Origin of the sequence: Cryobacterium sp. N21, assembly GCF_002929575.1 — a bacterium.
Classification (GTDB): domain Bacteria; phylum Actinomycetota; class Actinomycetes; order Actinomycetales; family Microbacteriaceae; genus Cryobacterium; species Cryobacterium flavum.
Genome location: NZ_PJJQ01000036.1, coordinates 161,983 through 187,758 on the forward strand (window position 1 = coordinate 161,983; position 25,776 = coordinate 187,758).

The following is a 25,776-nucleotide window of genomic DNA, read 5'->3' on the forward strand; positions in this document are numbered from 1 at the left end:
GCTAGTGTGCCCATGGTTACTGAGCAGTATTGACCCAGCCGGCCTCGTCGGGGTTCTCCTCCGCGGGCTGCCGGCAGACGTCGAGCACGATCTCCGCTGCCCGGGCGATCGCTAACTGCGAGGCTATCGTCGAGTTGGCTGCGGCGAGGCCTGCGGCGTAGCCGACGACGAAGGTGGTGATCGGGGCGGCCATGGGGCTGACAGCGTGAGCAGCCTCATCGGCGACGTTGAGAATGAGGTGGTTGTCCAGTTCCAGGTCCAGAATCTGCAGGGCCTGGCTGAGCCGGCGGGTCCACTGCTGGAGGATCTTTTCGTCTACGGCGTTATGCGTCACAGCAGCTCCTTGAGTTGTCGGGTCTCACGTGTCGGATGCATCGGATGCTTAGCTGATCTGAGGGTACCCTCGCCGGAGAATTCTGTGCAACGAAATAGTGCCGACCGCGCGTTACCAACCCATCGTGCCCGCGGCCCCCTTGAACGGTCCGGCGATTTTTGCCGTGATCCAGCCGCCGTAGTAGTCACCCTCCTGCGCGCGCACGGTTTCACCGTCAACGGTGCAGCGCGCCATGGCTCCCGGGTAGATAGCCACCCGGTCCGCCAGCGTTTCGAAGCCTGCGGTCGGCGTGGGATAGAACCAGGCGGCCCGGGCGCTTGAACCGACGGTGAGGTAGCCGGCGACGCCCTTGTATTCGCAGTAGCTGTGGCCCGGTGCGGGTTGCAGCAGGCCAGGGTCGAACGCCGTGCGCGGCAGGTAGTACACCGGGGGATGGCTGGTTTCCAGCACCCGCACCACGTCGGTTGTGTCGGCGATCGTCACGCCGTCGAGTTCGATCGTGACGTGCTCACCGGTGTGTTCGACGCGCGGCGGTCGCGGGTAGTCCCAGACGGATTCCTGGCCCGGGCGGAGGGGATCGCGTTTCACTCGCTCATTCATGACCCGATGCTAGAACGGTAACCTGCGAAGTCAGCTGTCAGTTCTGTGGGGGCGCAGGTTTCGGGGACGCAGGGCGACCACGGTCAGCGCGGCGGCCAGCACCGCGAGACCGGCGACCATGCCGACCGTGCCGCCCCAGCCCCACTGCACGAAGAACACGCCGCCCAGCCAGCCGAACAGGCTCGATCCGGCGTAGTAGGACAGGTTGTACAGCGATGATGCCTGAGCGCGACCGACCATGGCCTCGGCGCCGGTCCACCCGGAGGCCACGGCGTGCGCGGCAAAGAAGCCGGCCGTGGCCAGCACGAGGCCGAGCAGAACGACCACGAGCACGCTCGACAGGGTTAGAAGTACGCCCACTGTCATGCAGGCGAGCGAGCCGAGCAGAATCGACCAGCGTCCGAATCGGGCAGCCAGGATGCCGGCCTGGGCCGACGACCAGGTGCCGGCGAGGTAGGCCACGAAGACGAGACTGATCAGGGCTTGTGGAAGGTTGAAAGGGTCGTGGGCTAGGCGAAAACCGAGGTAGTTGTAGAGGGCAACGAACCCGCCCATCAGCAGAAACCCCTGGGCATAGAGCGCGAGCAGGCGCGGTGACTTGAGGTTGGCGCCGAGTAGCCTGACCAGGCTGAGATCCGTGCCGCGTTCGCGTGCCCGGCGCGGCACAAAACCGCGAGGCGCCGGAATCAGACTGATGAACAGCATGGCCGACACCGCGCAGAGCACGCCGACGGTGAAAACGCCGACTCGCCAGTTGGTCAGTTCGGTGACCGGCCCGGCCACGAGACGCCCGAGCAGTCCACCGATCGAGGTGCCGGCCACGTAGGTGCCCGCCGCACGGGCGGCGTGCCTTGGTTCGATCTCCTCGCTCAGGTAGGCGATCGCGATCGCCGGCACCCCGCCGAGCATCAACCCTTCGACGAAACGGCCGGTGAGCAACAGCGAGAAGGTGGGCGCGAACGGCACCAGCAGCCCGAACACCGTGGCGGCGATCACCGCGATCGACATGGCCCGCACCCGGCCGAGCCGGTCGGCTACGAGCGACCAGGGAATCACGCCGATGGCCAGGCCGAGTGTCGATGCGGAGATGACGAGGGCGGCATCCGCTGCGCTGACCCCCACGTCGCCGGCGATCTGGGCGAGCACAGCCTGGGGCGAGTAGAGCTGGGCGAACGTGGCGATGCCGGCGAAGAACAGTCCGGCGAGCAGTTTGCGGTAGTCGGAGCTGCCGTGCGAGTGCCCGTTCCAGCTCGCGGATGACGCCGCCCGGCCCGGGTGCGCCGGCGTCATCTGCGGGTGGTCAGGACTGGGGGCACTCGTTCAGAGTACCCGGCTGCGCCGCACCCACCGTGACGAATCTGGCTACAGTGTGCGCATGAGTTCTGATGCGGTAAATCTGACGGTTGACGGCCCGCACGGTGCGCGCGAGGTGCGCCTGTCGAGCCCGGCCCGGGTGCTCTGGCCCGAGCCGGGAATCACCAAACTCGACCTCGCCCAGTACTTCATCGACGTGGGGGAGGCGTTTGTTGGGGCCAACGGTGACCGTCCGGTGTCGCTGCAGCGCTTCAGTGGCGGCATCGACGGGGAGCAGTTCTTCTCCAAGAACCCGCCGAAGGGCGCACCGGACTATGTGCGGGCCGTACCCGTGGTCTACCCGAGCGGGCGCACGCATCCGCAGCTCGTGCTCGACGAACCGGCCGCCGTGGTGTGGGCGGTGCAGATGAACACGATCGTGTTCCACCCGTGGCCGTCCCGGGCCGAACTCCCCGATAATCCCGACGAACTCCGCATCGACCTGGATCCGCAGCCGGGAACCGATTTCGCCGATACCATTCCCGTCGCCGTGGAACTGAAGAACCTGCTCGCCGAAGCCGGCCTGACGGCGTTTGTGAAGACATCCGGTAATCGCGGGCTGCACGTCTTCGCGCCGATCGAACCCACCCGCGAATTTCTCGACGTGCGGCACGCGGTCATTGCGGCCGCGCGCGAGCTGGAACGACGGATGCCCGAGACGGTCACCACGAACTGGTGGAAGGAAGAGCGGGGCGAGCGCATCTTCATCGACTACAACCAGGCCAACCGCGATCGCACCATGGCCGGCGCCTATAGCCCCCGGCCGCTGCCGCACGCACCGGTCTCCTGCCCGCTGGAGTGGAGCGAACTCGCCGGGGCCGACCCGCGTGCATTCACGATTCTGACGGTTCCGGATCGACTGCGGAGCCAGGGCGACCCGTGGGCGACGATGCATGGGCACCCCGGCACCATCGACACCCTGTATTCGTGGTGGGAACGCGATCTGTCCAACGGGCTCGGCGAACTGCCCTTTCCGCCGGACTTTCCGAAGATGCCGGGGGAGCCGCCGCGCGTGCAGCCCAGTCGCGCCAGGAAGCCCGGCTAGCCCGCCGCCCGAGCCCGCGGTCAGTTCGCTATGCGCTCGAATGGCAGCGGCGGCTCCGGCGGGGTGCCAGTGCCGAACGGGTGCCCGCCGAGGTCGGCGCGAGCGTGCGGGGCCAGCCAGGCCGCGGCATCCGGTCCCTTAGGCACGATGCCGCTCGGGTTGATGTCCACGTGGGTCACGTAATAGTGTTTTTTGATCTGGTCGAAGTCGATGGTGTCGCCGAACCCGGGGGTCTGGAACAGGTCGCGGGCGTAGGCCCACAGCACCGGCATCTCGCTGAGCTTGTTGCGATTGCACTTGAAATGCCCGTGATAGACCGAGTCGAACCGGGCCAGGGTGGTGAACAAACGGATGTCCGCCTCGGTTATCGTGTCGCCCACGAGATACCGCTGCCCGGCCAGGCGCTGTTCGAGCCAGTCGAGCCGCGCGAACAGGGCGTCGTAAGCCCGCTCGTAGGACTTCTGGCTGCCGGCGAAACCGCACTTGTAGACGCCGTTGTTCACGTCGTGAAAGATCAGGTTGGCGACCTCGTCGATCTCGGCCCGCAGCACCTCGGGGTAGAGGTCGGGGGCGCCGGGACGGTGGTACTGCGTCCACTGCGTCTCGAAATCGAGGGTGATCTGCGGGTAGTTGTTGGTGACGACCTTACCGCTTGGCACATCGACGATCGCCGGCACGGTGATGCCGCGGGGATAGTCGGGAAAGCGGGCGAAGAAGGCCTGCTGCAGGCGTTCGATGCCGAGCACCGGGTCGAGGCCGCCGGGGTCGAGGTCGAAGGTCCAGCTGTTCTTGTCGTGCGTGGGGCCGGGCAGACCGAGCGAGATCACACCCTCAAGGCCGAGCAGGCGGCGCACGATGGTGGTGCGGTTCGCCCAGGGACAGGCGCGGGCCGCGACCAGGCGGTACCGGCCCGGTTCGACCGGCCAGCCGTCCCGGCCGTCCTGGGTGATGCGGTCTTCGATGTAATTGGTGTCGCGGTTGAAATCCAGGCCGGGCGTGATGTAACTGGGGTCGAGGCTCATGCGTCCACGCTACGCGCTGCCGGGCTCCGCTGTAAGTTCGGCCGTGAGTTCGGCCGTGATCTCCGCGTCGGTGCGTGCGTCGATGATGCCCCACATCATGTGGGTGGGGCCGCTGCTATCGCTCGGTTCCACCCGCGGCCGGCTGGCCCAGCCGCGGGAGACGGCGGCAGCACCGAGTTGCGCGAGCGAAGCCGCGACGCGGTTCTTGCGAATCTTGCCGGCCAGCACGCTGCCGTCGGGCGACTGACGCCAGCCTCGCTTGGCGGCGATCACCCGTCCGATCTCTTCGTCGGTCAGCCAGCGCGAAAAACTGCGGGTGGGCGGGTCGATGGCAATCAGCTTCATGCCCACACTGTACCCGCCTCCGCACCGTGAGCACGCCGAGCAATACGGCGACGCTGTCGGAAAAATCTGTGCCCCGAGCTGCGTGCGATCGACTGATCCGGGCGATGATCACAGCATCACCCCGACAACATAAGGAGAACGACCATGAGCAGTCGACTCAACCCGTATCTCGGTTTTCGCGACACCGCGCGCGAAGCCATGGACTTCTACCAGAGTGTCTTCGGCGGAGAGATTACGCGCAGCACCTTCGGTGAATTCAACGCGAGCGACGATCCGGCCGAGAAGGACAAGATCATGCACTCGGAACTGACCATTACGAGCGGTTTCTCGCTCATGGCTTCTGACACCCCCAGCAGTATGGAACTCCCCACCAGCAGCAGCGTCACCGTGTCCCTCAGCGGCGACGACGAAGCCGAACTGACCGGGTACTGGGAGAAATTGCTCGAAGGCGGCACCGCGACCAGGTCGCTCAGCAAGGCACCGTGGGGTGACAGCTTCGGCATGCTGGTCGACAAGTTCGGCACCAGCTGGATGGTCAACATCGCGGGGACCACGGCGGATGCGGCCTCCTCGAGCGGCACGAAGTCAGTCCGCGACGACGTCACCCGGTGACTTGTCGGGGCGCCAGCCCCGCCACGAGGGCTGGCGCAGCCGACCGGTCGCTGTCCATTCGGCGAACTCCACCTCGGCGACGAGGGTGGGGCGCACCCAGACGGCGCTCTGGGCATCCGTTGGCGGAATGTCACTGAACGGTGTGGTTTTTCGCACCAGCCGGGTCAGTCGAGAACGGATGTCGGTGAGGTCGCGTTCCCCAAACCCCGTGCCGACGCGCCCGACGTAGCGGAGGCCCGCATCGGCCGGCACCCCGAGCAGCAGCGACCCGATCGCGCCGGTGCGGTTGCCGCGGCCGGGCCGCCAGCCGCCCACGACGACCTCCTGGGTACGAAAGTGTTTGATTTTCACCCAGTCGTGGGAGCGGCGCCCGCCCGTGTACCGGCCGTCGAGCCGCTTGGCCATAACCCCTTCGAGCCCGAGCTGACGGCTGGTCTGAAACGCCTCGGAGAAATCACCGTCGAACCGTGGCGGCACCTGCGTGGAGCCGGTCGCGGTGACCGCGTTCTCCAGCCGGTCCCGGCGCGCGCTGTAGGTGAGCCCGGTCAGGGAGCGGCCGTTTTGTTCGAGCAGGTCGAAGAGCATGAACTGCACCGGGGCACGTTTCGAGGCAGCGGCCACTTCCCGTTCCTCGGTGAGTTTCATGCGGGTCTGCAATAGCCCGAAGTTCGGTCGGCCGCGTTTGTCGACGGCCACGATCTCGCCGTCGAGCACCGCGGCATCCGTTTCTGGTTGGGTCGCCAGTGCGGCGAGCAGATCGGCGACGAGATCGGGATAGGACGCCGTCACGTCGTGCCCGTTGCGGGTGACCAGGCGCACGCTTTGCTCGGCCAGCGACACGTAGGCGAGCGCACGCATGCCGTCCCACTTCATTTCGAAGGCCCAGCCGTCGCCGCCGAGGTCGGTTTCGGAACCGGCAGCGGCCAACATGGGGGAGTAGGTGTGCTTCGTCGGTGCGGGTGCGATGCTCGCCGCCGATGCGCTGTGCGGGCGGGCATTCGTGCGGGAGCCGGCGCCACCGGTGAGTGGCTTCATGCGGTGGATCAGCCAGTTGTTCGCTGGTTTGCTGCCGTGGCCGTCGCTCGTGCGAATCAGGGCAAACCGGGCTGAGCCGCCGAGCCCGGCGTCGGGTTCACCGTGCAGGGTCACGATCACCTCGTCGTCGCGCCATTTTTCGAGTTCGTAGTCGCCGCGGTCCCAGATGGATACATCGCCGGCGCCATATTCTCCGACTGGAATATTTCCCTCGAAACTGCCGTATTCGAGCGGATGATCCTCCACGTGCACCGCAAGCCGGTTCTGGGCGGTCGACACCGGCACGCCACGCGGCAACGCCCAGGACACCAGTACGCCGTCGTGTTCCAGCCGAAAATCCCAGTGCAGGCTGCGGGCGTGGTGTTCCTGAATGACGAAAGATTGGCCAGTGGAGGCCAGGGCCGGTGCCTCGGGAACCGGCTCGGGGGTCTTCGACGCATCGCGCTTGTCGCGGTACACCGTGAGGCGGTCCGGTGTGACCAGGGCGGACGCCGAATCGACCTCGGCGGCGGCGTGCTCGAACGACCCGGCCGACAGCTGTGCGAGCGGATCCTCCCGCCGTTTTAGACGAGCGAGCACCTGCTTGTAGTCGAACTGTTCGAGGTCGGCCGAGGCCAGTTCCTTCCAGGTGCGCGGGGTCGCGACCATCGGGTGGCTCCGCCCCCGCAGCGAATACGGGGTGATGGTGGTTTTCGCGGCGTTGTTCTGGCTCCAGTCCACCAGCACCTTGCCGGGCCGCAGGCTCTTCTTCATGTCGCTCACGACGAGGTCGCGGTGGTCGGCTTCGAGGGCTCGTGCCAGTTCGTGCGCCACCGCCGACACCTGATCGGAGGTGTACGACAGGTCGAGGGCCGCATACAAGTGGATGCCCTTGCTTCCGCTGGTCACGGGCATCGGTTCCAGCCCCATGTCCTGCAGAATCGTGCGGGCCATCCGCGCCACCTCCGCGCATTCGGCGAGTCCGATGCCCTCACCCGTGTCGAGGTCGAGCACGAGCCGGTCGGGATTGCGCTGGGTGCCGGTGCGGCCGAACTGCCACTGCGGCACGTGAATTTCAAGGGCGCTCATCTGCCCGAGCCAGGTGAGGGTGGCGAGGTCGTTCACCAGCGGGTAGATGTTCACGTGGTCCTTGTGCTGAATCTCACGCCGTTTCACCCAGCTCGGCGCCCCGGGTTCCAGATTCTTCTGGAAGAACATCGGGCCGGGGCTCTCATTCGTGCCGACGCCGTGCACCCAGCGTTTTCGGGTGGCCGGTCGGTTCGCCGCGTGGCCAATGAGCACGTCGGCGACGGCCGCGTAGTAGGCCAGCACGTCAGCCTTGGTGGTGCCGGTCTCCGGGTACAGCACCTTGTCGAGGTGGGTGAGCGAAATGCGGTGCCCCTCAACGGAAACCACCTGACTGCTGGCGTTCATGCATCAACTGTGCCGCAGAAACCGCGGGTCTACTAGGCGAAAAATGTCTCATTCGGGTGTGTACTGGTCGAATGAGAAGCATCTGGACCGGTGCGATCACCTTCGGGCTCGTCAATGTGCCCGTCAAGGTGTATAGCGCAACTGAAGACCACGACGTGTCGCTGCACCAGGTGCACGATGCCGATGGGGGGCGCATCCGCTATCAACGCCGGTGCGAGATCTGCGCCAAGGTCGTTCCATACGACCACATCGACAAGGCTTTCGAGGACGGTGAGCAGGCCGTGGTGCTCACGGCGGACGATTTCGCCACGCTCCCCTCCGAGCGCAGCAAGGAGATCGACGTGGTCGAATTCGTGCCGAGCGACCAGATCGACCCGATCATGCTCGACAAGAGCTACTTTCTCGAACCCGACGGCAAGTCGTCGAAGGCCTATGTGCTGCTGCGTCGCACGCTTGAAGCCACCGATCGGACGGCCATCGTGCACTTCGCGCTGCGGCAGAAGACCCGGCTCGGAGCGCTGCGTGTGCACGGCGACGTGCTCATGCTGCAATCCCTGCTGTGGGACGACGAGGTGCGCGAGGCCAAGTTCGCGTCCCTCGACGAGCTGGTGAACATCAGCGCCAAGGAACTGGACATGTCGGCCGCGCTGGTCGAGTCGTTCGCGGCCGACTTCGCACCGGATGCCTTCACCGACGACTACCAGGACGAGTTGCGGGCGCTGATCGAGGCCAAACTGAAAAGCGGCGAGGCTGTGTCGACCGAGGTCACCTTCGGTGAAACCGAGGATGAGGGCGAGGGCGGCGAGGTACTCGACCTAATGGAGGCCCTGCGGCGCAGCGTCGAGGCCAGCCGCGATCGGGCCAAGCCCAAGCCGCACGAGAAGGCGAAGCGGGCCCGTTCCGCCTCCTGATCGGGCAGCTTCACGGTTCGCGCGAGGCGAACCTCAGTGGTGGCGCTTGGCGAGCAGGTACATCTTTACGTTGAGCTGCAGAAAGCGCACGAGCTGAACCAGCACGTTGCTGCGTCGTCTCAGTTCGCGGGCGCTCGGCAGCGGCGCGACGTCGATGTGGGCTTGGGCGGTGTCCATGGTGTTCTTCCTTCTAACTCGGTGGCAAAGTGGATGCGTGCGACTCACTCCGGAATGAGATACCAGAACGGGTACGCCTTGGCTTTGTACACGAACATCGTGTGCAGCACGCCAAGAGCGGCGAGGGCAGCCTGAGCGTGCGCAGCGGCACCCAGCACGGCCACGAATACCGCGTGCTCGGCTCGCTCAAGGGGCTCACGGACGCCATCGAGCCCACCCTCGTCACGCTCACCTGTTCCAGCACGCCGGCACGGAGTTTCTCTACATGCTGACCGGCAAAATGGTCTACGGCCACGGCCCCTACAAATACACCATGGTGCCCGGCGACTCGCTGCTGCTCGACGGCGAGGGCCCGCACGGCCCGCTGCAACTGCTCGAGCTGCCCATCACCTTTCTCGCCATCACCGCCAAATAGCTCGGCTCCGGGTATCCTGTGCGGCATGGCCGAATCGGCAAGCGCCCGGGGTGAGAGCGCGACCCTGCACGGCGTCGTCGAGTTCGCACCCGAGCAACGACCGCAATCGCCGTGCACGGTCACGGTGCTGGTGGAAGACGTGTCGAAAGCGGATGCCCCCAGCACGATCGTGGGCCGCTCCCGGTTTCAGATTCCCGCGCCGCCCCGCAGCGAACTGTCCGATCGCGACGTGAACTTTGCCATGACCGTACCCGCCGATGCGCTCGACTCCGTGCGGCGGCTGAACGTGCGGGTGCACGTGAGCGCGCGGATGCGGCGGGAACCGGACGTGACCGAACGGCCGGACATCACCGAGGGGGACTTCGTCTCAACGCAGTCCCACCCGGTGCTGCCTGACCCGGTACTGCCCGGCCTCGCGTCAGTTCGTGTCCCGGTTCTGCGAGTCTGAACCCTCGGCAACGGCACGCGCCTCAGCCTCGTCGAACGACGTGATCACGCCGCCGAGACTCTCGTAGCCGGTGAGCGACGGACCCCACGCTGCTCCGTTGAACCACTTGTGGAACAGCGCGCTGTTGGTTCCGGTCAGGAACACGTCGAGCCGCCCGGGTGCCCAGGACACCACGCGCGGCTGTGAGGTCGGCGATGCCGCCCATGTTCTCGTAGCCGAGCACCGACGGCCCCCACCCGTTGCCGTCGAACCACTTTTGGTGTAGCGCGCCATCCGTGCCCGTGACGAAGACGTCGAGCCGGTTCGGGCCCCAGGAGACTACCCGCGGCGCCGAGGTGCAGACTCCGCCGAGACGTTCATACCCGGTGAGCGACGGGCCCCAGGCTGAGCCGTTCCACCACTTATGGTAGAGCGCCCGGTCGGTGCCGATCACGAACAGGTCCAGCCGGTTCGGACCCCAGGAGACGACTTCGGGCTGGCCGACGACGATGCCGCCCATGTTCTCGTAGCCGGTCACCGACGGGCCCCACGCCCCGTTGAACCACTTGTGATAGAGCGCATGGTCGCTTCCAACGACGAACACGTCGAGCCGGTTCGGACCCCAGGAGACCACCCGTGGGTCACCGAGGATGACGCCGCCCATGTTCTCGTAACCCGTCACCGACGGGCCCCACGCGCTGCCATTCCACCACTTGTGGTACAGCGCACTGTCGGTTCCGGTGACGAACAGGTCGAGCCGGTTCGGGCCCCACGCCACGGCTTGCGGAACACTCTCGGCGATGCCGCCCATGTTCTCGTAGCCGGTGACCGACGGCCCCCAGGCTCCGCTGAACCACTTGTGGAACACCGCACGATTGGTGCCGAGCACGAAGGCGTCGAGCCGGTTCGGTCCCCACGACACGACCGGGCTCGAACTTGCCCTGGGCGTTTGTGGGTACATGAAGTTGACCGCCGCGATGTCACCGGCCGACAGGGCCGTGCGCTGGCCGATCTGGGCTTCGGCCTGCACCGGGGTGATGGTCTCTAGCCCATTCTTTGAAAACGCGGTGCGCGGGTAATGCATGATCGAGCCGTAGTCATAGCCGCCGACGTCATCACCGTCGACGATGTGCTGGTCGAACTGGCTCTCCATACCTGGTGAGATGTTGGCCGCGTTGATGGTCACGAAGGTGTTGCGGTCTTCGCGGCTCTGTTCGTGCCAGAGACCGACCGCGTGGCCGATCTCGTGGATGGCGTTGCCGTTCGTGCAGCCGGTACCCAAACTGATGGTCTGCAGGCCGTTACCCTGCATACCGAGCATCGACCAGCATCCGCCGGCATCGCTGAACTCGACGAAGTTGGGAAATTGAGCGGCATTGGCCGGGGTGCGTTCCGAAAAACGGATGGGCGTGCGCGCCTCCCAGTGCGTGATCGCGTCCCGCACCCGCTGCTGGTAGGGGAGGGCGGCGTTGATCTGAAACGGAACCTGCGCGTTCGGCCAGCGAAACCGCGCGCCGGTGATGATGACGGCCCGGGCGGGACCGTCGTCCTGGTTCGCCTGATCCTTGCTCTGCTCCAGTTCGGCGACGGTGCCCAGCACAATGTCACCCTCGAAGACCGCCAGGCTGTTGACCTTGTAGTAGACCACTTCCGTCGGTCCGAAGGTGACGCCGGAGATGATACCGGAGGCCGACTCTCCTGCCTGAAATTCACCCTCACTGACGAATTTCTGGTCCCCGCCAGGGCCGGAATTGTTTACTGCCATGGAACTGCTCCTTGTGTCCTCTGTTCCCTCCTGGCACGGGCCGGAATTGGCGGTGCCGGAATGAGCGCTGTGCCGCAAGTGGTACCAGTGCCCACTGGCGGTCAAGCTACGCCGGCAGGCGTTATCGGAGCGTTACTCGATGTGCGACGGCGCGACCAGCCGTTCGATCGCGGCGAGGGGGATGGGCAGCCAGGTGGGGCGATTGCGAATCTCGTACACTGCTTCGTAGAGTGCTTTGTCGAGTTCGAACGCATCGAGGAGTGCGCTCTGTTCGGCCAGCTTGATGCCGGACCGTTCGGAGTAACCGTCGAGGAAGGCGTTGCGGCAGGCCGTGGCCCACTCAAAAAAAGTGGGCAGGGCATCCGTTGTTTCGGCCATCGCCCCCGCCACATACGAGAACGAACGCAGCATGCCCGCAACGTCGCGCAGCGGAATGTCGGGTTGCGTGCGCTCGCGCAGGGTACGCAGCGGCTCCCCCTCAAAGTCCAGGAGCACCCAGCCACGGCCGTTGACATCGAGCACCTGGCCGAGATGGAAATCACCGTGAATGCGTTGCAGCCGCGGCCAAGCTGCCGCCTCGGCCCGGACGAACACCGCCTCGATGGCATCGCGGTAGGCGGCCAGAACCGGCACTTCGTCCAAGGTCTGGCTGCAGCGCAGGCGCATCTTCGCCATTTCGTCCGCGATCACGGTGGGGGTGGCATCCAGGGTCGGAAGGGTTCGGGCGAGGTCGGCGTGCACATCAGCGGTGGCCTGCCCCAGTCGAAAAGATGGGCCCGTGAAGTCGGTGCCGGCGGCAGCGGCGACCAGGGCGGTGCGCCAGGCATCCGGAGCATCGGGTAAAAACTCCTGGGCGAAGGCCAGGTGTCCGACGGCACGGCCGCCCGGTTCGGCGGGGTCATCCCACTGGCCGAGGATGGCGCCGAACGGCAGCGGGATCCGCGCTGATCCGGCGCTCGCCAAGGCAGCCTGCACCGTCACGTCCGGATTCTCGCCGGCATGAATGATACGAAACACCTTGCAGATGATCGGCATCGTCGGCGCTCCGGCAGCGTCCGTGCGCTCCACGATGATCGAGGTATTGGATTGCTCACCGCGGAGTACGCGGCTGGAGGTCACCACGGTCTGCGACGGGGCCGCTGAACCCGATCGCAGATCGTCGCCGCGCGCACTGGCGGCGGCACGATCGGTTGAGGGCAGGCTGGAGACCGACACGCCCTGCAGCTCCATGAATGTGAGTACGGCGGCAGCGAAGGCCGGATCGTAGGCCGCGTCGTAGATGAAGCGTGCGTGATCAGAACCGGGCTGGCGCACGGTGATCAGGGCATTGGCCGCACCGGGCAGTTCAGAGACGCGCTCAGTTGTGGGCAGTTGGTACAGAGTGATTCCCAGGCTCGCGGTATCCAACATGAGGTCAACGCGGATGCTCACTCCGGCCTCGAGCGAGTCCAGCGAGAAATGGCCGATGCTGCGCAGGGCCGGTACCTGCCCTTTATTGCCGAACCAGCGCTGCCCCGCGACCCATGCGTTCACATAGTCGGGCAGCGGAGTACCCCGATGGTTCGGGGCGAGGTCGGGATTGCTGGAGCCGTGTGCATTCTGGGCGCGCTCTCCATCGATCATGCCGCCAGCGTAGCCTCCTCTCCCGGATTACGCCCGAGGATGCGTGTGGGTCGTCACGCCGACGCCCCAGCGGATTCTCGGCCGGCGATATTCGATGGACGACCGTTCGTCAAGCCCCCCAAACGGGATTTCTCGAATCCGACGACATTTTCGAGAGCTTGCGCTAGAATTGTAAACAATTGACAGACCGCTGAACTGCGTCATATCGTCAATGAAATTCTCATTCCATGCAATTCAGACATTCACCCAAGGAAGAACTGTGAAGGGTATGCCCCAGCGATATTCATTGGAACCCGTCATCCAGGAATCCACCCCGTCGATCATCGCCCGCAAGCTTCGGTACGCGATCGCACACGGCGAGGTGGCTCCCGGGGCTCAACTGGGCGAGGCCGAACTCGCCCGCGAGCTCGGCGTCAGCCGGGGTCCGCTGCGCGAAGCGATGCAACGGCTGACCCAGGAGGGCCTGCTGGTCAGTATTCGCAACCGGGGCTTGTTTGTCATCGAAATGACGGATGCTGAGATTCGCGACATGTACGTGCTGCGCACCGCCATCGAATCGGCCGCCTGCAAGCTGCTCGTGCGCGCCGACCACGTCGCCGCCGGTGAAGACCTGCTGGCCAAGGTATCCGAGATGGAGAATGCGGCCGCCTCCGGCGACCGCGCCGCCATGAGCGACGCCGACATGGCCTTCCACGAACACCTCGTCGCGTTGAGCGGCAGCCGCAGCCTCGCACGTATCCACAGCACGCTCATGACCGAGACGCGCATGTGCCTGACCGTGCTGCAGGACTCGTACCGGGTCACCGAGGAGTGGATCGCTGAGCATCGCGGCATCGCCGAGGCTGTGCTGGGCGGGGATGGTCCGTTGGCCGAAAGCCGGTTGAGTGACCACGAAGACGACGCGCTGGCGCGACTGACTACCGCACCGGCATCTGTTTCGGTCGGTTGAGTCCGAAACCGGCGCTGCTACGGGGTGACCTCGCCGACCAGCCGCAGGCAGAGCAGAGCATAGGCGCGGGCGGCGCAGACCAGTTCGGTGACGCTCACCGATTCATCGATCTGGTGGGCCTGGTGGTTGAGGTCGCCAGGCCCGAACACGATCGTCGGAATGCCGAACTCGCGGTCGATGAAGCCGCCGTCGCAGGCGGCGCTCCACCCGCCGATCGGGCTTTCCCCGCCTCCCGCGTCTGCCGCTGCAGCGACGGTCTGGATTACGATCGGACTCTGGGCGCTGGTGCGAAAGCCGGGCATCTCCATGGTCACCTCGAAGGTCACGGTGATGCCAGCACGGTCGATGCCGGCCGCCGTGACCTGGGCGGCGAGGGCCGCCACGATCTGCTGCGGGTCTTCGCCCGGCATGAGACGCCGATCGAGCCAGACCCGGCAGTCGGCCGCGACCATCGAGGTGCCGTCACCACCCTCGATGCGGCCGACGTTCCAACTGCCCGCGCCGAGCAGGTCATCCTGGTTCGCCTGCAGCCGTGCGTGATCGGCCAGAATGAGCGCAATGATCTTCGAGGCGGCGCTGATGGCATTGCGCCCATCGGCCGGGCGACCGGAGTGCGCGGACTTACCCTGCACGGTCAGCTCAATGTAGGCGTCGCCGCGGCAGGCGATGACGGTGTGCAGGTCGGTCGGTTCGGCGACCACGCAGGCCCTGTAGTGGCCGATACCACCGGCGGCTGACGCGGCCGCAGTCAGGGAGCGGATGCCGAGCCCCAGATCTTCCTCATCGACCGTGCAGAACAGGGCGGCCGGGCCGGCCAGGGTCACGTCGGCGCGCTTGATGGCGGCCAGGGCCAGCACGATGGCGGCCAGGCCGCCCTTCATGTCGGTGGACCCACGCCCGATCAGCCGGTCGCCGTGTCGCATCGGCACGAAGGGGTCGCGGCTCCAGCCCTCGCCGGCCGGGACGACGTCGGAGTGGCCGAGAAACATGAGGCCGGGCGCTGTTCCTCCCGTCAGGGTGGCCACGAGGTTGGGGCGCCCGGGGGCGACCTCGGTCACCCTCGTGCTGAGACCGTGCGCCGCGCAGGCGGCGCGCAGCACGCTCACCGTGTCGTTCTCGGTGCCGCCTGGGTTCTCCCCGGCCGCAGCGATGAGCGCGGAGGCGAGATCGACAATGCTCTGCTCGGTGATGAGGTCGAGTACACGGGACTCGGTGTCGCTGAGCACGCCTTCAGTGGTCGTTGTGGTCATCATCGGTTCTCAGAGTAGATCGGTCTCGCGCGCGGCGCTGGCACGGTCGAGGGCCCGGGTGAGGCGAATGACGCCTTCCTCGGTGCGCTCGGGGCTGGTCGACGCGAAGCACAGGCGCAGGGCGTCATCGAACCGGCCGCTCGGCGACAGGGCCGGCCCCGGAATGAAGGCGACGCCCTCGGCCAGGGCCGTTTTGAACAGCGCCTGGGTGGAGGTGGCGGCATCCGCTCCCTGCAGGGTGAGCCAGAGAAAGAAGCCGCCCTCGGGGTCGGTCATCGTGACGCGATCGCCGAGGTGGCGGCGCAGGCTGGCCTGCATCGCCTCCTTACGGGCGCGGTATTCGATGCGCAGAAAATCGAGGTGGGCATCGAGGCTGCCGCGGCGGATGAACTCGGTGAGAATGTGCTGGCCGGGAATGTTGGTGCAGGTATCCATGGTCTGCTTGGCGTTGATGACCAGCTGGCGCACGGCGGGGTCGGTGTCGACCCAGCCCACCCGCAGACCGGGCGCGAGAATCTTGGAGAAGGTGCGCACCGAGAACAGCAGCGGGTCGTTCGGGCTGAGCGTCTGAAAGTTAGGAATGTCGGTGCCAGCAAAGCGGAGCAGGCCGTAGGGGTCGTCGTCGATGATGACGGCATTCCACTGGTGCGCGAGCTCGATCAAGAGTTCACGGCGGGCCAGCGACAGGGTGGTGCCAGACGGGTTTTGAAAGTTGGGGATGACGTAGATGGCCTTGGGCGTGCCACCGGCCCGGGCGACCAGCTCGGGCAGCGCCTCGACGATAAGACCGTTCTCGTCGATCGGCGCTTCGAGCAGTTCGGCGCCGTAGCTCAGCGCGGTCGCCGACCCGTTGGTATAGGTGGGGGACTCGACGATCACGAGGTCACCCGGGTCGACGAAAATCTTGCAGGCCAGGTCGAGGCCCTGCATTCCGCCGGTGGTGATGGTGATGCGCTCGGCGCTGGTCGGGTCAGGCGTGGTCGACAGGTAGTCGACGAGGTTCGACAGCAGACCGGGCTCACCCTCGGTGGCGCCATAGGTGAAGGAACTGTGATCGAAGCGGCTCGCGGCGATCTCACGGAACGCCTCAAGGGGTACTGCATCGTCGGCGGGGGAGCCCATGGCAAAGCGCACGATGTCGTGTTCCTGGGCGGCGAGCAGCGAGGTGCTGGAGTCGATCACCGACCCGATCAGGTTTTCGGCACGGCGGGCGAGGGGCATGGTGGAACTTTTCATCGGATATCGCAGTTCATCGAGCGTCGGTGTTGCGTGTTCGGGGTTAGGAATGGGAAGTGAGAAGGCGCCGGGGAAAGCTGGTGAAGGTCTCCACGCCGGTCGCGGTGACCCGAATGGATTCGCTGAGCTCGCAGCCGAAGTTCTCCATCCACATGCCGCCGATCAGATGGAAGGTCATGTTCTCCTGCAGCACGGTGTCGTCTTCGCCGCGCAGGCTCACGGTGCGTTCGCCCCAGTCCGGCGGGTAGGCCAGGCCGATGGAATAGCCGATCCGGGAGGGTTTCTCGAGTCCATACCGAGCGAGCGTCACATTCCACGCCTCGGCAAGGTCGCGGGTACCGACGCCGGGGCGTACGAGGTCGAGCACGGAGCTGAGTCCGTCGTTGATGGCGTCGGCGAGCCGGGCGAGTTGGTCACTCGGCTGCCCAAGAACGATCGTGCGCGCCATCGGCACGTGGTAGCGGTGATGGGCACCGGCCAGCTCAACGATCACGGCCTGGCCGTCCTCAAACGGCTGGTCGTTCCAGGTGAGGTGGGGCGTGTCGGCCTCCACCCCGGTGGGGAGCATCGGCACGATCGCGGTGTAGTCCCCGCCGATTTCGGGGGTGCCCGCGATCTGAGCCTGGGAGATGGCGGCGGCGGCATCGCACTGGCGCACGCCGACTCTTACGTGTTCCACCGCGGCGGTCATGGCCGACTCGGCGACTCTCGCGGCGAGCCTCATCTGCGCGATCTCGGCATCCGTTTTGATGACGCGCACCCAATTGACCAACTCGACCGCATCGACGAAGGTCCATTCGGGCAGACCGGTTTCGAGGGCGCGATACGCCTTGGGAGAGAAGAACTGCGAGTCCATCTCGAGGCCGACCCGGTTCGGTTCGACCAGGCCGCGCGCGCGCAGGGCGTCCGCGACCCAGTCGAAGGGGTGTAGGTGCGGGCGGTGCACGAAACTTTCGGGGTAGCCGATCATGTTGTCCGGCGGCAGCCAGGCGGTGCGAAAGGCGCCCTGGGCATCCATCGCCCGCAGAAAGAACAACAGGTCGCCGGTCAGCGGAACAAATAGTACCTGCGGGGTGTAAAACGACCAGGCGTTGTAGCCGGTGAGATAGTTCAGGTTGGCCGGGTCGGTGACCAACAGGCTGGAGAGCCCCTGGGCCTCCATTCGGCGGCGCACATTGGCTAGTCGTTCGGCATACTCGCTGCTGGTGAAGAGCACGGGATCCCTTACATCGGTATTGCCTATTGTTTACAATCTACAGCCTGGGAGTGCTGGGGGCAAGGCCCAGGGAGGCCGGTCAGCGCGGGATCGCGAGGTACTTGTACTCGAGGTACTCGTCGATGCCAAGCTTGCCGCCCTCGCGGCCCAGGCCGGATTGCTTGACCCCGCCGAACGGGGCGAACGGGTTGGACACCATGCCGGTGTTGAGCCCGAGCATTCCCACCTCGAGGTCTTCGCCGAGGCGAAAGGCCCGGTCGATGTCCTGAGTATAGAGGTAGCCCACCAGGCCCCAGGGCGTGCTGTTGGCGAGTTCTACCGCCTCATCTTCGGTGTCGAACGGCACCACCGGGGCAACCGGGCCGAAGATCTCGGTGTTCATGAGGAGCGAGTCGGGGCTGACGTTTCCGAGCACGGTGGGCTGGTAGAAATAGCCGGCGCCGCCCTCACGCGAGCCGCCGACCACAACGGATGCCCCGCGCGCCACCGCGTCATCGACCAGGCCCTGCACCTTCAGCAGTGCCTTCTCCTCGATCAGTGGGCCGACGTTCACGCCGTCGGCAGCGCCATCACCGACGCTGAGCTCGCTCATGCGCTGGGCCAGTTTCGCGGCGAACTCGGTCGCCACGGACCGGTGCACGAACATGCGGTTCGCGGCGGTGCAGGCCTCACCCATGTTGCGCATCTTGGCGACCATCGCTCCATCGACGGCCCGGTCGAGGTCGGCGTCGGCGCAGACGATAAACGGGGCGTTTCCGCCGAGCTCCATCGAGGAGCGCATGACGTTGCGGCTGGCCTGCTCCAGCAGCAGCTTGCCGACGGCGGTGGAGCCGGTGAAGCTCACCTTGCGGGCGATGCCGCTGTCCATCCACGGTTCGACGACGCTGCCGGCCTTCGACGTGGTGACGACGTTCAGTACCCCGGCCGGAAGGCCGGCCTCCACCAGAATGTCAACGAGAGCGAGCGAGGTGAGCGGTGTGAGTTCGGCCGGCTTGAACACGATCGTGCAGCCGGCGGCGATGGCCGGGCCGATCTTGCGGGTGCCCATGGCGAGCGGAAAGTTCCACGGGGTCACGAGTACGCAGGGCCCGACCGGTTCGCGGGTCACCAGGATGCGGTGCTTGCCGTCGCCGGTGATCGTGTGGTCGCCGCCGACGCGCACGGCTTCCTCGGAGAACCAGCGAAAGAACTCCGCGGCGTAGGCGACCTCGCCGCGTGCATCGGCGAGCGGCTTGCCCATCTCGGAGGTGATGACCAGGGCGAGCTCTTCCTGCCGGCTCATCAGCAGGTCGTAGGCGCGGCGCAGAATCTCGCTGCGCGAACGCGGCGAGGTCTTGCCCCAGGCCTTCTGGGCGCGACCGGCCGCCTGGATGGCGAGATCAGCATCCGCTGGGCCGCCGTCAGCGACGTGGGCGAGCACGACGCTGGTGGCAGGGTTTTCGACGGCGAAGGTCGCCCCGGACAGAGCGGGCCTCCAGACACCGTCGATGAACAACCCGGTGTTGATCGTGGCGATGATCGTGGCCGCGTCGAGAGCGACCGGGAGTGTTGCGGTGGGGGTCATGGGGTGTCCTTTGGTTGAGTGCTAGCGGTGCGTGCGGGGTCAAGGAGTTGGGCGAGATGGTGGGTCTGACGATTCGGGTCGAGCTGCTGCACCTGCATGTGGCAGCTGAACCCGTCGGTCAGCACGGCCTGTTGCGGCGGCAGTGCGCCGAGCGCTGGCGCCAGGGCCTGCTCGGCGACGGTCATGCTGAGCTCGTAGTGATCTTTCTCGAAGCCGAAGTTGCCGGCCACGCCGCAGCATCCGGTCGCCTCCAGCACGTCACGAATACCGACCGCGGTCAGGGCCGCTTTCTGAGCGTTCGCGCCGAAGACCGAGTACTCGTGGCAGTGTGCCTGCACGGTGACGCTGTTCGGAGCCTGGCCGCCAGCCCAGGTGGGCTGCCAGCCGCCGGCGGCCAGTTCGGTCACGGCGCCGGCGAAACTGCGGATGCGCTTCGACACCCGGCGGGCGGCGGCGGTGGGCACGAGTTCGGGCAGGTCCTTGCGCAGGGCGGCCGCGCAGCTGGGCTCGAGCACGACGATCGGCCGGTCGGTGCCATCGTCGAGCGCGGCGGCGACGTTGGTGAGCAGGCGGCGGGCGGTGGACAACTGGCCGGTGGAGATCCAGGTGAGGCCGCAGCAGGCCTCGGCCGAGCACTCAACGGTTTTGCCGGCCGATTGCAGCACCCGCTGGGCTGAGCCGGCGACGTCGGGGCGAAAACCGCGGGTGAAGGTGTCGACGAACAGCACGACGTCGGCCGGGCCCGTGCTGGCCTGCCGTGACAGGGACGGTGAAAGCGTGCGGCGCCAGGCGGATGCCGCGTGGAACCGCGGCAGGCGCCGCTTGGTCGTGACGCCGCCGAGTCGGGCAATGAGCGTGCCGAGCGGACTGCCCAGCACGAGGTTCACCAGCGGTGCCATCAGCCCGGTCAGTTTCAGCCAACGCGGCAGCCAGCCGAGCGAGTAGTGCGAGATGGGCCGCAGCCGTCCCTCGTAGTAGTGGTCGAAGAACTCGGATTTGTAGGTGGCCATGTCGACGCCGGCCGGGCAGTCGCTCGAGCAGGCCTTGCACGACAGGCAGAGGTCGAGAGCCTCGCGCACGTCCTCGGAACGCCAGCCCGCCTGCACGGTGTCGGCGCCGCGAATCATATCCTGGAGCACGCGGGCCCGGCCGCGGGTGGAATCCTTCTCGTCGCCGGTGGCCCGGTAGCTCGGGCACATGACTCCGCCGGCGTCGCTCCGGCAGCGACCGATGCCGACGCAGCTCTGCACGGCGTGACTGAACGGGTCGAGCCCAGAGCCGGCCTCAGATCCGTGCTGACCGACCGGGGTGAGATCGAAGCTCGTACGCCAGGCCCGGTTCGGCACGTCCGTGAGGGCCAGGTGCTCAACCGGTGGTTCCGGGGCGACGATTGAGCCGGGGTTGAGCAGCTGGTTCGGGTCCCAGAGTGCCTTGAATTGGGCAAACGCGCCCATCATGGCCGGGGAGTACATCAGTGGCAGCAGAGCCGAGCGGGAACGCCCGTCGCCGTGCTCGCCCGAGATGGAGCCGCCGTGCCGCACCACGAGTTCGGCGGCGGCGCGGGTGAAGTCGTCCATGATCTGGCGACCTTCGGCGCTGCGCAGGTCGAAGGTGAGGCGCACGTGCATGCAGCCGGCGCCGAAGTGCCCGTAGATGACGCCGGTCAGGTCGAACTGCGCCATCAGGTTGCGAAAGTCTTCCAGGTATGCGGCGAGATTCTCCGGGGCGACGGCGGAGTCTTCCCAGCCGGGCCAGGATTCCCCGCCGCTCGCGAGCCGGGCCGACAGGCCGGCGCCGTCTTCACGTACCCGCCAGAGGGAGGCACGTTCGGCGAGGTCCGGCACGGCGCGGCCGGCCCGCATCCGCCCATTTTCCCGCAGTCGTGCCAGCAACTTCTCGCCCTCGGCCGCGACGGCGACCGGGTCGTCGCCGTCGATATCGATGTAGAGCCAGGCCTTGCCAGCCGGCAGTCCCTGCACCGAGTCCAGGCCCCGACGGGCCTGCATGGTCTGCACGATCGCCTCGTCGATGCCCTCGATGGCGGCGGGGGAGAACGCGAGAATGGTGGGCACGTCGCGGGCGGCGTCGACGACATCGTCGTAGCCGAGGCTCAGCAGCAGGGCGGCCTGCGGTTGGGGTACGAGCTGCACGGTCGCTGCGACGACGATGGCGCAGGTTCCCTCGCTGCCGACGAGGGAGCGGGCCACGTCGAAGCCGTGCTCGGGCAGCAGATGCGAGAGGTGATAGCCCGACACCTGCCGGGCGATCTGGCCGAGTTCGAGCCGAAATTCCGTCAGATGGTCGGCGGCCAACTGCCGCAGCCCAGCGGTGAGGGTCGAGGCGAGCGTGACGGCGGCGGCATCCGCTTGATCGGTGGCCTGCAGGCCGGTGCGCGTGGCGGTCAAGCGGATGCCGGCTGTCGTCACCAAGTCGAGCGCGAGCACGTGGTCGGAGGTGCGCCCGTGCCGTACCGAGTGATTGCCGCAGGCGTCGTTGCCGATCGCTCCGCCGATCGTGGCGCGGGTGCGACTGGACGGGTCGGGCGCGAAAGTCAGCGTGCCGTTGGATGAGGCCGCGACCTCGCGTTGCAGGGTGGAAAGGATGACTCCGGCGTCGACCACGGCCGTCCGCGCAGCCAGGTCGATGGAGTGAATGCTGTTGAGGTAGCGGGAGAAGTCGAGCACGATTCCCGCCCCGACGGCATTTCCGGCCATCGAGGTGCCGCCGCCGCGGCTGACCAGCGGAATGCCCTGCTCACTTGCGAACCGGGCGACCGCCACCACGTCAGCCACACTGCGCGGAAAGATCACGGCGACCGGCGCGACCCGATAGTTGCTGGCGTCGTAGCTGTACTCGCTCAGGCGGCGGGGCGCCGTGTCCACCTCGATTCCGCCGTCCCGCAGCGAGCGGAATCGATCGGAAGTCAGCGTGAGTGGCATCTGGGGCATTGGGCGAGGCTATCGGGTGGGTTTGTGCGGGCGTTCAGGCGGTTGCGCCGGTGGGCTCGAGCACGGGAACGGCGCCGGAATCGTTCAGGGCAGCTTCGAACGCGCTGAGTCCCTGCTCGATTTCGGCATCGCTCACGATGAGAGCGGGAATGACGCGCACGACGTTGCCGCGCGTTCCGCAGGTCAGCAGCAGCAAATTTTGCTTGATGGCGGCCTGCTGCACGGCGGCAGCCGCCTCGGGGTTCGGCTCCCCGTCGCCGTCGACGAACTCGAGGCCCTGCATGAGGCCGAGGCCGCGCACATCGCCGATCACCGGTCGGGTGGCGGCGAGACGCTTCAGGCCGGCCTGCAGTTGCAGACCGCGCACCCGGGCGTTCTCCACCAGGCCTTCCTCGCGCACCACGTCGAGTGTGGCCACGGCGGCGGCGCAGGACACCGCGTTACCGCCGTAGGTGCCGCCCTGCGAACCTGCCCAAGCCTTCTTCATAAGATCGAGTGGTGCCGCGATGGCCGAGAGCGGAAACCCGCTGGCCAAGCCCTTGGCGGTGATGAGGATGTCTGGGGTGATGCTTGAGTACTGGTGACCCCAGAACTTGCCGGTACGGCCGACGCCGGCCTGCACCTCGTCGAGAATCAAAATGATTCCGTGGTGGGTGGCGCGTTCGCGCAGTCCTTCGAGGAACGCGGGCGGGGTGGGCAGGTAGCCGCCGTCGCCGAGGGCCGGTTCAATGATGAAGGCAGCGGTGTCGGCCGGGCTCGAGATGGTGGCCAGCAGGGAGTCGAGCTCCTTGAGCGCGAAGGTGACGGCGGTCTGTTCGTCCCAGCCATAGCGAAAGGCGTAGGGGAACGGGGAGATGTGCACTCCGCCCATGATCGGCGAGAATCCGGAGCGAAACTTGGTGCCGGCGGTGGTGAGGCTCGCAGCGGCCACGGTGCGCCCGTGGAACCCACCGTGGAAGGCGATGATGTTGGGCCGGCCGGTGGCCATGCGAGCCTGGCGAATGGCGGCTTCGACCGCTTCGGAGCCCGAGTTGAGGTAGAAGACGCTGTCCATGCCCTCCGGCAATACCTCACCGAGCTTGTCGGTGAGCTCCAGCAGCGGAGTGTGCATTACCGTGGTGAACTGGGCATGGATGATCTTGCCGGCCTGTTCGCGGGCGGCGGCGACGACGCGCGGGTGGCAATGACCGGTGCTCGTGACGCCGATGCCGCTCGTGAAGTCGAGGTACTTCTCGCCGTCCGTGCCGAAGATGTAGGAACCGATCGCGTGGTCGACAACGACGGGTGTGGCTTGTTTGAGGGCGGGGCTGAGAATCGTCATGTGTCCATCATGCGAGTGGATGCTCGGATTGTCAACAATCCTTTCAGGGTGAACGGATGTCGCGAGCCGACTGCCGAGGCTGCCAGCAGAGCCATTGTTGACAATCATCCGTTTCTGCACTGTGCTGGCAGAATGCAAACGACAACTCCAAACCGCCCGATCCTCGTCGTGCTGTGCGAACCGCTGGACGCGGCGCGGCCCGCTGGGATGGACGCTATCGAGCGCGTCGCTGACGTCAGGTACAGCGATGCGGCCGGCCTGCCCGACGCCATCGAGCACGCCGAGATTCTGCTGCTCTGGGACTTCTTCTCGACCGCGCTTAGGGACGCCTGGCCCCGGGCTCGGGCGCTGAAGTGGGTGCACGTGGCCGCGGCTGGAGTGGACACCGTGCTGTTCGATGAACTCCGCGCCTCCGACGTCGTGCTCACCAACGCCCACGGCTTCTTCGACGGTCCGATCGCGGAATTCGTGCTGGCGAACATTCTCGCCCACGACAAACAACTGCACGAGAACCGCGCTTTGCAGCAGGCTCACGAGTGGAAGCACCGGGAGACCCGGCGCACCGCCGGGAGTACGGTCCTGGTGGTCGGCACCGGCGGCATCGGTCGGCAGATCGCGCGGCTGCTGCGTGCCGTCGGCCTCGAGGTGCGGGGCGCCGGTCGACGAGCGAGCGAGAACGACCCGGACTTTGGCGCCATAGTCTCGTCGGCGGCGCTCGCCGAACACGTCGGCTGGGCCGACAACGTGGTCGTGGTCGCGCCGCTGACGAATGAGACCCGCGGCCTGATCGATGCCGACGTCTTCGACGCGATGAAGGCATCCGCTCATCTGGTGAGCGTCGGCCGCGGCCCACTGATCGACGAGGCGGCCCTGCTGCAGGCGCTTGAAACCGGCTCGATCGCGGCGGCGTCGCTCGACGTCTTCGTGACGGAACCGCTGCCGGTCCACAGCTCGCTCTGGGACGCCCCGGGGGTTACCGTCTCGGCCCACATGTCGGGCGATGTTGTGGGGTGGCGCGACGGCCTGGCCGCTCAATTCACCGGCAACGTGACCCGTTGGCTGGCCGGGGAGCCCCTGGTCAATGTCGTCGACAAGCAGCTCGGTTACGTGGCCCGCGCACAGTGATCGCCGACTCGCTGATGATCACGAAACAAGAACTTTACAATCAGATTGTTGACAATCATTGGGATGACTGCGTAGCTTCGACTTACACGTAGAACTCATTCACCTGGCCGTTCCCGAAGCGCTCCACGCGGCGTTCTCGGCCAGGTGACCCAGATCGGAGTAATCATGATTGCCAATCTCACTCGGCGTAATGTTCTGCAGGGGGCCGGCGTTGCCGCGCTCGGCGCCGTCTTCGCGGTCGTCGCCACCGGCTGCGCCACCGTCACCCCGGCCGGCGAGGCCGTCGACGGCGGCACCGACCTGCTCGCCCTGGCCAAAAAGCAGGGCTACCTGCGCGTGGGCATCGCCAACGAGCCGCCGTACACGCAGGTCAACAGCGACGGAACCGTCACCGGCTGTGAGCCCGACGTGCTCAAGGCGGTTTGCAAGCGCCTCGGCATTGACGACGTGCAGGGCATCATCACCCCCTACGAATCCATGATCCCCGGCCTGCAGGCCAATCGCTGGGACGCCGTTGCGGCCGGCCTGTTTATGAAGCAGTCGCGCTGCGCCGAGGTGCTCTACTCCGAGCCGGTCATCGTTTCGACCGAGTCGTTCGGCGTGCCAGCCGGCAATCCGAAGAACATCCTCACCGTCGCCGACGTGCTCGCCGACTCCAGCCTGCGCATCGCCGTGCTGCCCGGCGGCTTCGAAGAGGGAATCCTGAACACGGCCAAGGTTCCGGCCTCCCAGCAGATCAAGGTCAACGACGGCCGCAGCGGCATCGAAGCCCTCGCCGCCGACCGGGCCGACGCCTTCTTCCTGCCGACCCTGTCGCTGCGGGCCCTTGCCGAGACAGACACGAGCTTCGAAGTGACCGAGCAGGTTCCGGATGCCCCGCGCACCGGCTCCGGCGCGGCCTTCCGCACCACAGACACCGCGTTCCACACGGCCTACAACGTGGAGCTCGAAGCCTTCAAGAAGACCCCTGAGTTCAAGGAAATTCTGGACCTCTGGGGCTTCGACGCCGCGGCCGTCGAGGGTGCCACCGCCGACGAACTCTGCCAGACCGAGGGCTAAGCGCTTCTGCCGCCGCGGGTCTGGTGCCCGC

24 protein-coding genes are annotated in these 25,776 nt (G+C 66.6%); 9 read left to right on the forward strand and 15 right to left on the reverse strand.

From position 1 onward, the window contains the following. Positions 1-16 precede the first annotated feature (16 nt). From CXY77_RS17435 to CXY77_RS17445, 3 genes are all read right to left on the reverse strand, one after another. Entirely contained in the window at positions 17-334 is a 318-nt protein-coding gene (locus CXY77_RS17435; protein WP_092339639.1) for a DUF6457 domain-containing protein, read from the reverse strand. Between the two features lie 111 nt (positions 335-445). Then, positions 446-934, reverse strand: a complete 489-nt coding sequence (locus CXY77_RS17440) for a DUF427 domain-containing protein (protein WP_092339640.1) — start codon at positions 932-934, stop codon at positions 446-448. A gap of 30 nt (positions 935-964) precedes the next feature. After that, positions 965-2,224 (reverse strand): MFS transporter, encoded by a 1,260-nt coding sequence (locus tag CXY77_RS17445; protein WP_104130605.1) that lies wholly within the window; start codon positions 2,222-2,224, stop codon positions 965-967. A gap of 85 nt (positions 2,225-2,309) precedes the next feature. On the opposite strand from CXY77_RS17445, the gene ligD reads away from it, so the two are divergent. Further along, positions 2,310-3,332 carry a non-homologous end-joining DNA ligase gene (ligD, locus tag CXY77_RS17450; RefSeq protein WP_104130606.1) on the forward strand — a complete coding sequence of 341 codons (1,023 nt, stop codon included), beginning with the start codon at positions 2,310-2,312 and terminating at the stop codon, positions 3,330-3,332. A 20-nt stretch (positions 3,333-3,352) separates the two neighbouring features. Here ligD and CXY77_RS17455 read toward each other — a convergent pair whose 3' ends face one another. Both CXY77_RS17455 and CXY77_RS17460 read right to left on the reverse strand, forming a co-directional pair. Further along, complete coding sequence (locus CXY77_RS17455; RefSeq protein WP_092339643.1) at positions 3,353-4,354, reverse strand: glutathione S-transferase family protein; 1,002 nt, start codon at positions 4,352-4,354, stop codon at positions 3,353-3,355. A 9-nt stretch (positions 4,355-4,363) separates the two neighbouring features. Continuing rightward, entirely contained in the window at positions 4,364-4,699 is a 336-nt protein-coding gene (locus CXY77_RS17460) for a hypothetical protein (protein WP_104090587.1), read from the reverse strand. A 144-nt stretch (positions 4,700-4,843) separates the two neighbouring features. On the opposite strand from CXY77_RS17460, the gene CXY77_RS17465 reads away from it, so the two are divergent. Beyond that, a complete protein-coding gene (locus tag CXY77_RS17465) occupies positions 4,844-5,311 on the forward strand; it encodes a VOC family protein (RefSeq protein WP_104130607.1) in 468 nt (155 codons plus the stop codon). On the opposite strand, the gene CXY77_RS17470 is transcribed toward CXY77_RS17465, so the two are convergent. Then, positions 5,285-7,759, reverse strand: a complete 2,475-nt coding sequence (locus CXY77_RS17470) for an ATP-dependent DNA ligase (RefSeq protein WP_104130608.1) — start codon at positions 7,757-7,759, stop codon at positions 5,285-5,287. The genes CXY77_RS17465 and CXY77_RS17470 overlap by 27 nt on opposite strands. Before the next feature lie 71 nt (positions 7,760-7,830). On the opposite strand from CXY77_RS17470, the gene CXY77_RS17475 reads away from it, so the two are divergent. Next, on the forward strand, positions 7,831-8,670 hold the full coding sequence (locus CXY77_RS17475) for a Ku protein (protein ID WP_092339647.1): 840 nt from the start codon (positions 7,831-7,833) through the stop codon (positions 8,668-8,670). Positions 8,671-8,703: 33 nt separating this feature from the next. On the opposite strand, the gene CXY77_RS20375 is transcribed toward CXY77_RS17475, so the two are convergent. After that, the gene (locus CXY77_RS20375; RefSeq protein WP_166792444.1) at positions 8,704-8,847 is read right to left on the reverse strand and encodes a hypothetical protein; all 144 of its coding nucleotides are present in this window, start codon (positions 8,845-8,847) and stop codon (positions 8,704-8,706) included. 101 nt (positions 8,848-8,948) lie between these two features. On the opposite strand from CXY77_RS20375, the gene CXY77_RS20765 reads away from it, so the two are divergent. The 3 genes from CXY77_RS20765 to CXY77_RS17485 are packed head-to-tail and all read left to right on the forward strand — an operon-like array spanning position 8,949 to position 9,710. Next, positions 8,949-9,119, forward strand: coding sequence for a hypothetical protein (locus CXY77_RS20765; RefSeq protein WP_233197497.1), 171 nt, complete (start codon positions 8,949-8,951; stop codon positions 9,117-9,119). Next, positions 9,113-9,262 carry a hypothetical protein gene (locus tag CXY77_RS20770; protein WP_233197498.1) on the forward strand — a complete coding sequence of 50 codons (150 nt, stop codon included), beginning with the start codon at positions 9,113-9,115 and terminating at the stop codon, positions 9,260-9,262. Before CXY77_RS20765 ends, CXY77_RS20770 begins: the two co-directional genes overlap by 7 nt. Before the next feature lie 25 nt (positions 9,263-9,287). Further along, positions 9,288-9,710, forward strand: a complete 423-nt coding sequence (locus tag CXY77_RS17485) for a YbaY family lipoprotein (protein ID WP_092339648.1) — start codon at positions 9,288-9,290, stop codon at positions 9,708-9,710. A gap of 22 nt (positions 9,711-9,732) precedes the next feature. Here CXY77_RS17485 and CXY77_RS20380 read toward each other — a convergent pair whose 3' ends face one another. Then, complete coding sequence (locus CXY77_RS20380; RefSeq protein ID WP_199181945.1) at positions 9,733-11,454, reverse strand: M12 family metallopeptidase; 1,722 nt, start codon at positions 11,452-11,454, stop codon at positions 9,733-9,735. A gap of 132 nt (positions 11,455-11,586) precedes the next feature. Further along, a complete protein-coding gene (locus tag CXY77_RS17495) occupies positions 11,587-13,077 on the reverse strand; it encodes a phosphotransferase (RefSeq protein WP_104090595.1) in 1,491 nt (496 codons plus the stop codon). A 268-nt stretch (positions 13,078-13,345) separates the two neighbouring features. Here CXY77_RS17495 and CXY77_RS17500 point away from each other — a divergent pair, with 268 nt between their 5' ends. After that, positions 13,346-14,026, forward strand: a complete 681-nt coding sequence (locus CXY77_RS17500; RefSeq protein WP_104090597.1) for a GntR family transcriptional regulator — start codon at positions 13,346-13,348, stop codon at positions 14,024-14,026. A gap of 17 nt (positions 14,027-14,043) precedes the next feature. Here the strand turns inward: CXY77_RS17500 and CXY77_RS17505 are convergent, their stop codons facing one another. From CXY77_RS17505 to CXY77_RS17530, 6 genes are all read right to left on the reverse strand, one after another. Continuing rightward, on the reverse strand, positions 14,044-15,279 hold the full coding sequence (locus tag CXY77_RS17505; protein WP_233197499.1) for a M20 family metallopeptidase: 1,236 nt from the start codon (positions 15,277-15,279) through the stop codon (positions 14,044-14,046). Positions 15,280-15,285: 6 nt separating this feature from the next. After that, entirely contained in the window at positions 15,286-16,497 is a 1,212-nt protein-coding gene (locus tag CXY77_RS17510) for a PLP-dependent aminotransferase family protein (protein ID WP_233197500.1), read from the reverse strand. Between the two features lie 58 nt (positions 16,498-16,555). Then, complete coding sequence (locus tag CXY77_RS17515) at positions 16,556-17,728, reverse strand: M24 family metallopeptidase (protein ID WP_092339651.1); 1,173 nt, start codon at positions 17,726-17,728, stop codon at positions 16,556-16,558. Between the two features lie 79 nt (positions 17,729-17,807). Then, positions 17,808-19,292 carry an NAD-dependent succinate-semialdehyde dehydrogenase gene (locus tag CXY77_RS17520; RefSeq protein WP_104130609.1) on the reverse strand — a complete coding sequence of 495 codons (1,485 nt, stop codon included), beginning with the start codon at positions 19,290-19,292 and terminating at the stop codon, positions 17,808-17,810. Beyond that, complete coding sequence (locus tag CXY77_RS17525; RefSeq protein ID WP_199181946.1) at positions 19,289-22,240, reverse strand: FAD-binding and (Fe-S)-binding domain-containing protein; 2,952 nt, start codon at positions 22,238-22,240, stop codon at positions 19,289-19,291. The genes CXY77_RS17520 and CXY77_RS17525 overlap by 4 nt, the downstream gene beginning before the upstream one ends. Before the next feature lie 34 nt (positions 22,241-22,274). Then, positions 22,275-23,561, reverse strand: coding sequence for an aspartate aminotransferase family protein (locus CXY77_RS17530; RefSeq protein ID WP_092339653.1), 1,287 nt, complete (start codon positions 23,559-23,561; stop codon positions 22,275-22,277). A 132-nt stretch (positions 23,562-23,693) separates the two neighbouring features. On the opposite strand from CXY77_RS17530, the gene CXY77_RS17535 reads away from it, so the two are divergent. Beyond that, positions 23,694-24,686, forward strand: coding sequence for a D-2-hydroxyacid dehydrogenase (locus CXY77_RS17535; protein WP_104130610.1), 993 nt, complete (start codon positions 23,694-23,696; stop codon positions 24,684-24,686). Between the two features lie 165 nt (positions 24,687-24,851). Next, on the forward strand, positions 24,852-25,745 hold the full coding sequence (ehuB, locus tag CXY77_RS17540; RefSeq protein WP_104130780.1) for an ectoine/hydroxyectoine ABC transporter substrate-binding protein EhuB: 894 nt from the start codon (positions 24,852-24,854) through the stop codon (positions 25,743-25,745). Positions 25,746-25,776: the final 31 nt, after the last annotated feature.

Excerpts from the sequence above, each read along its gene's own strand:
- CXY77_RS17455 (WP_092339643.1), bottom strand. The coding sequence starts at position 4,354 with ATGAGCCTCGACCCCAGTTACATCACGCCCGGCCTGGATTTCAACCGC.
- CXY77_RS17530 (WP_092339653.1), bottom strand. The coding sequence starts at position 23,561 with ATGACGATTCTCAGCCCCGCCCTCAAACAAGCCACACCCGTCGTTGTC.
- CXY77_RS17495 (WP_104090595.1), bottom strand. The coding sequence starts at position 13,077 with ATGATCGATGGAGAGCGCGCCCAGAATGCACACGGCTCCAGCAATCCC.
- ligD (WP_104130606.1), top strand. The coding sequence starts at position 2,310 with ATGAGTTCTGATGCGGTAAATCTGACGGTTGACGGCCCGCACGGTGCG.
- CXY77_RS17505 (WP_233197499.1), bottom strand. The coding sequence starts at position 15,279 with ATGATGACCACAACGACCACTGAAGGCGTGCTCAGCGACACCGAGTCC.
- CXY77_RS17440 (WP_092339640.1), bottom strand. The coding sequence starts at position 934 with ATGAATGAGCGAGTGAAACGCGATCCCCTCCGCCCGGGCCAGGAATCC.
- ehuB (WP_104130780.1), top strand. The coding sequence starts at position 24,852 with ATGATTGCCAATCTCACTCGGCGTAATGTTCTGCAGGGGGCCGGCGTT.
- CXY77_RS17475 (WP_092339647.1), top strand. The coding sequence starts at position 7,831 with ATGAGAAGCATCTGGACCGGTGCGATCACCTTCGGGCTCGTCAATGTG.
- CXY77_RS17460 (WP_104090587.1), bottom strand. The coding sequence starts at position 4,699 with ATGAAGCTGATTGCCATCGACCCGCCCACCCGCAGTTTTTCGCGCTGG.
- CXY77_RS20375 (WP_166792444.1), bottom strand. The coding sequence starts at position 8,847 with ATGGACACCGCCCAAGCCCACATCGACGTCGCGCCGCTGCCGAGCGCC.
- CXY77_RS17465 (WP_104130607.1), top strand. The coding sequence starts at position 4,844 with ATGAGCAGTCGACTCAACCCGTATCTCGGTTTTCGCGACACCGCGCGC.
- CXY77_RS20770 (WP_233197498.1), top strand. The coding sequence starts at position 9,113 with ATGCTGACCGGCAAAATGGTCTACGGCCACGGCCCCTACAAATACACC.
- CXY77_RS17525 (WP_199181946.1), bottom strand. The coding sequence starts at position 22,240 with ATGCCCCAGATGCCACTCACGCTGACTTCCGATCGATTCCGCTCGCTG.
- CXY77_RS20380 (WP_199181945.1), bottom strand. The coding sequence starts at position 11,454 with ATGGCAGTAAACAATTCCGGCCCTGGCGGGGACCAGAAATTCGTCAGT.
- CXY77_RS17510 (WP_233197500.1), bottom strand. The coding sequence starts at position 16,497 with ATGCCCCTCGCCCGCCGTGCCGAAAACCTGATCGGGTCGGTGATCGAC.
- CXY77_RS17470 (WP_104130608.1), bottom strand. The coding sequence starts at position 7,759 with ATGAACGCCAGCAGTCAGGTGGTTTCCGTTGAGGGGCACCGCATTTCG.
- CXY77_RS17500 (WP_104090597.1), top strand. The coding sequence starts at position 13,346 with ATGCCCCAGCGATATTCATTGGAACCCGTCATCCAGGAATCCACCCCG.
- CXY77_RS17520 (WP_104130609.1), bottom strand. The coding sequence starts at position 19,292 with ATGACCCCCACCGCAACACTCCCGGTCGCTCTCGACGCGGCCACGATC.
- CXY77_RS17535 (WP_104130610.1), top strand. The coding sequence starts at position 23,694 with ATGCAAACGACAACTCCAAACCGCCCGATCCTCGTCGTGCTGTGCGAA.
- CXY77_RS17445 (WP_104130605.1), bottom strand. The coding sequence starts at position 2,224 with ATGACGCCGGCGCACCCGGGCCGGGCGGCGTCATCCGCGAGCTGGAAC.
- CXY77_RS17485 (WP_092339648.1), top strand. The coding sequence starts at position 9,288 with ATGGCCGAATCGGCAAGCGCCCGGGGTGAGAGCGCGACCCTGCACGGC.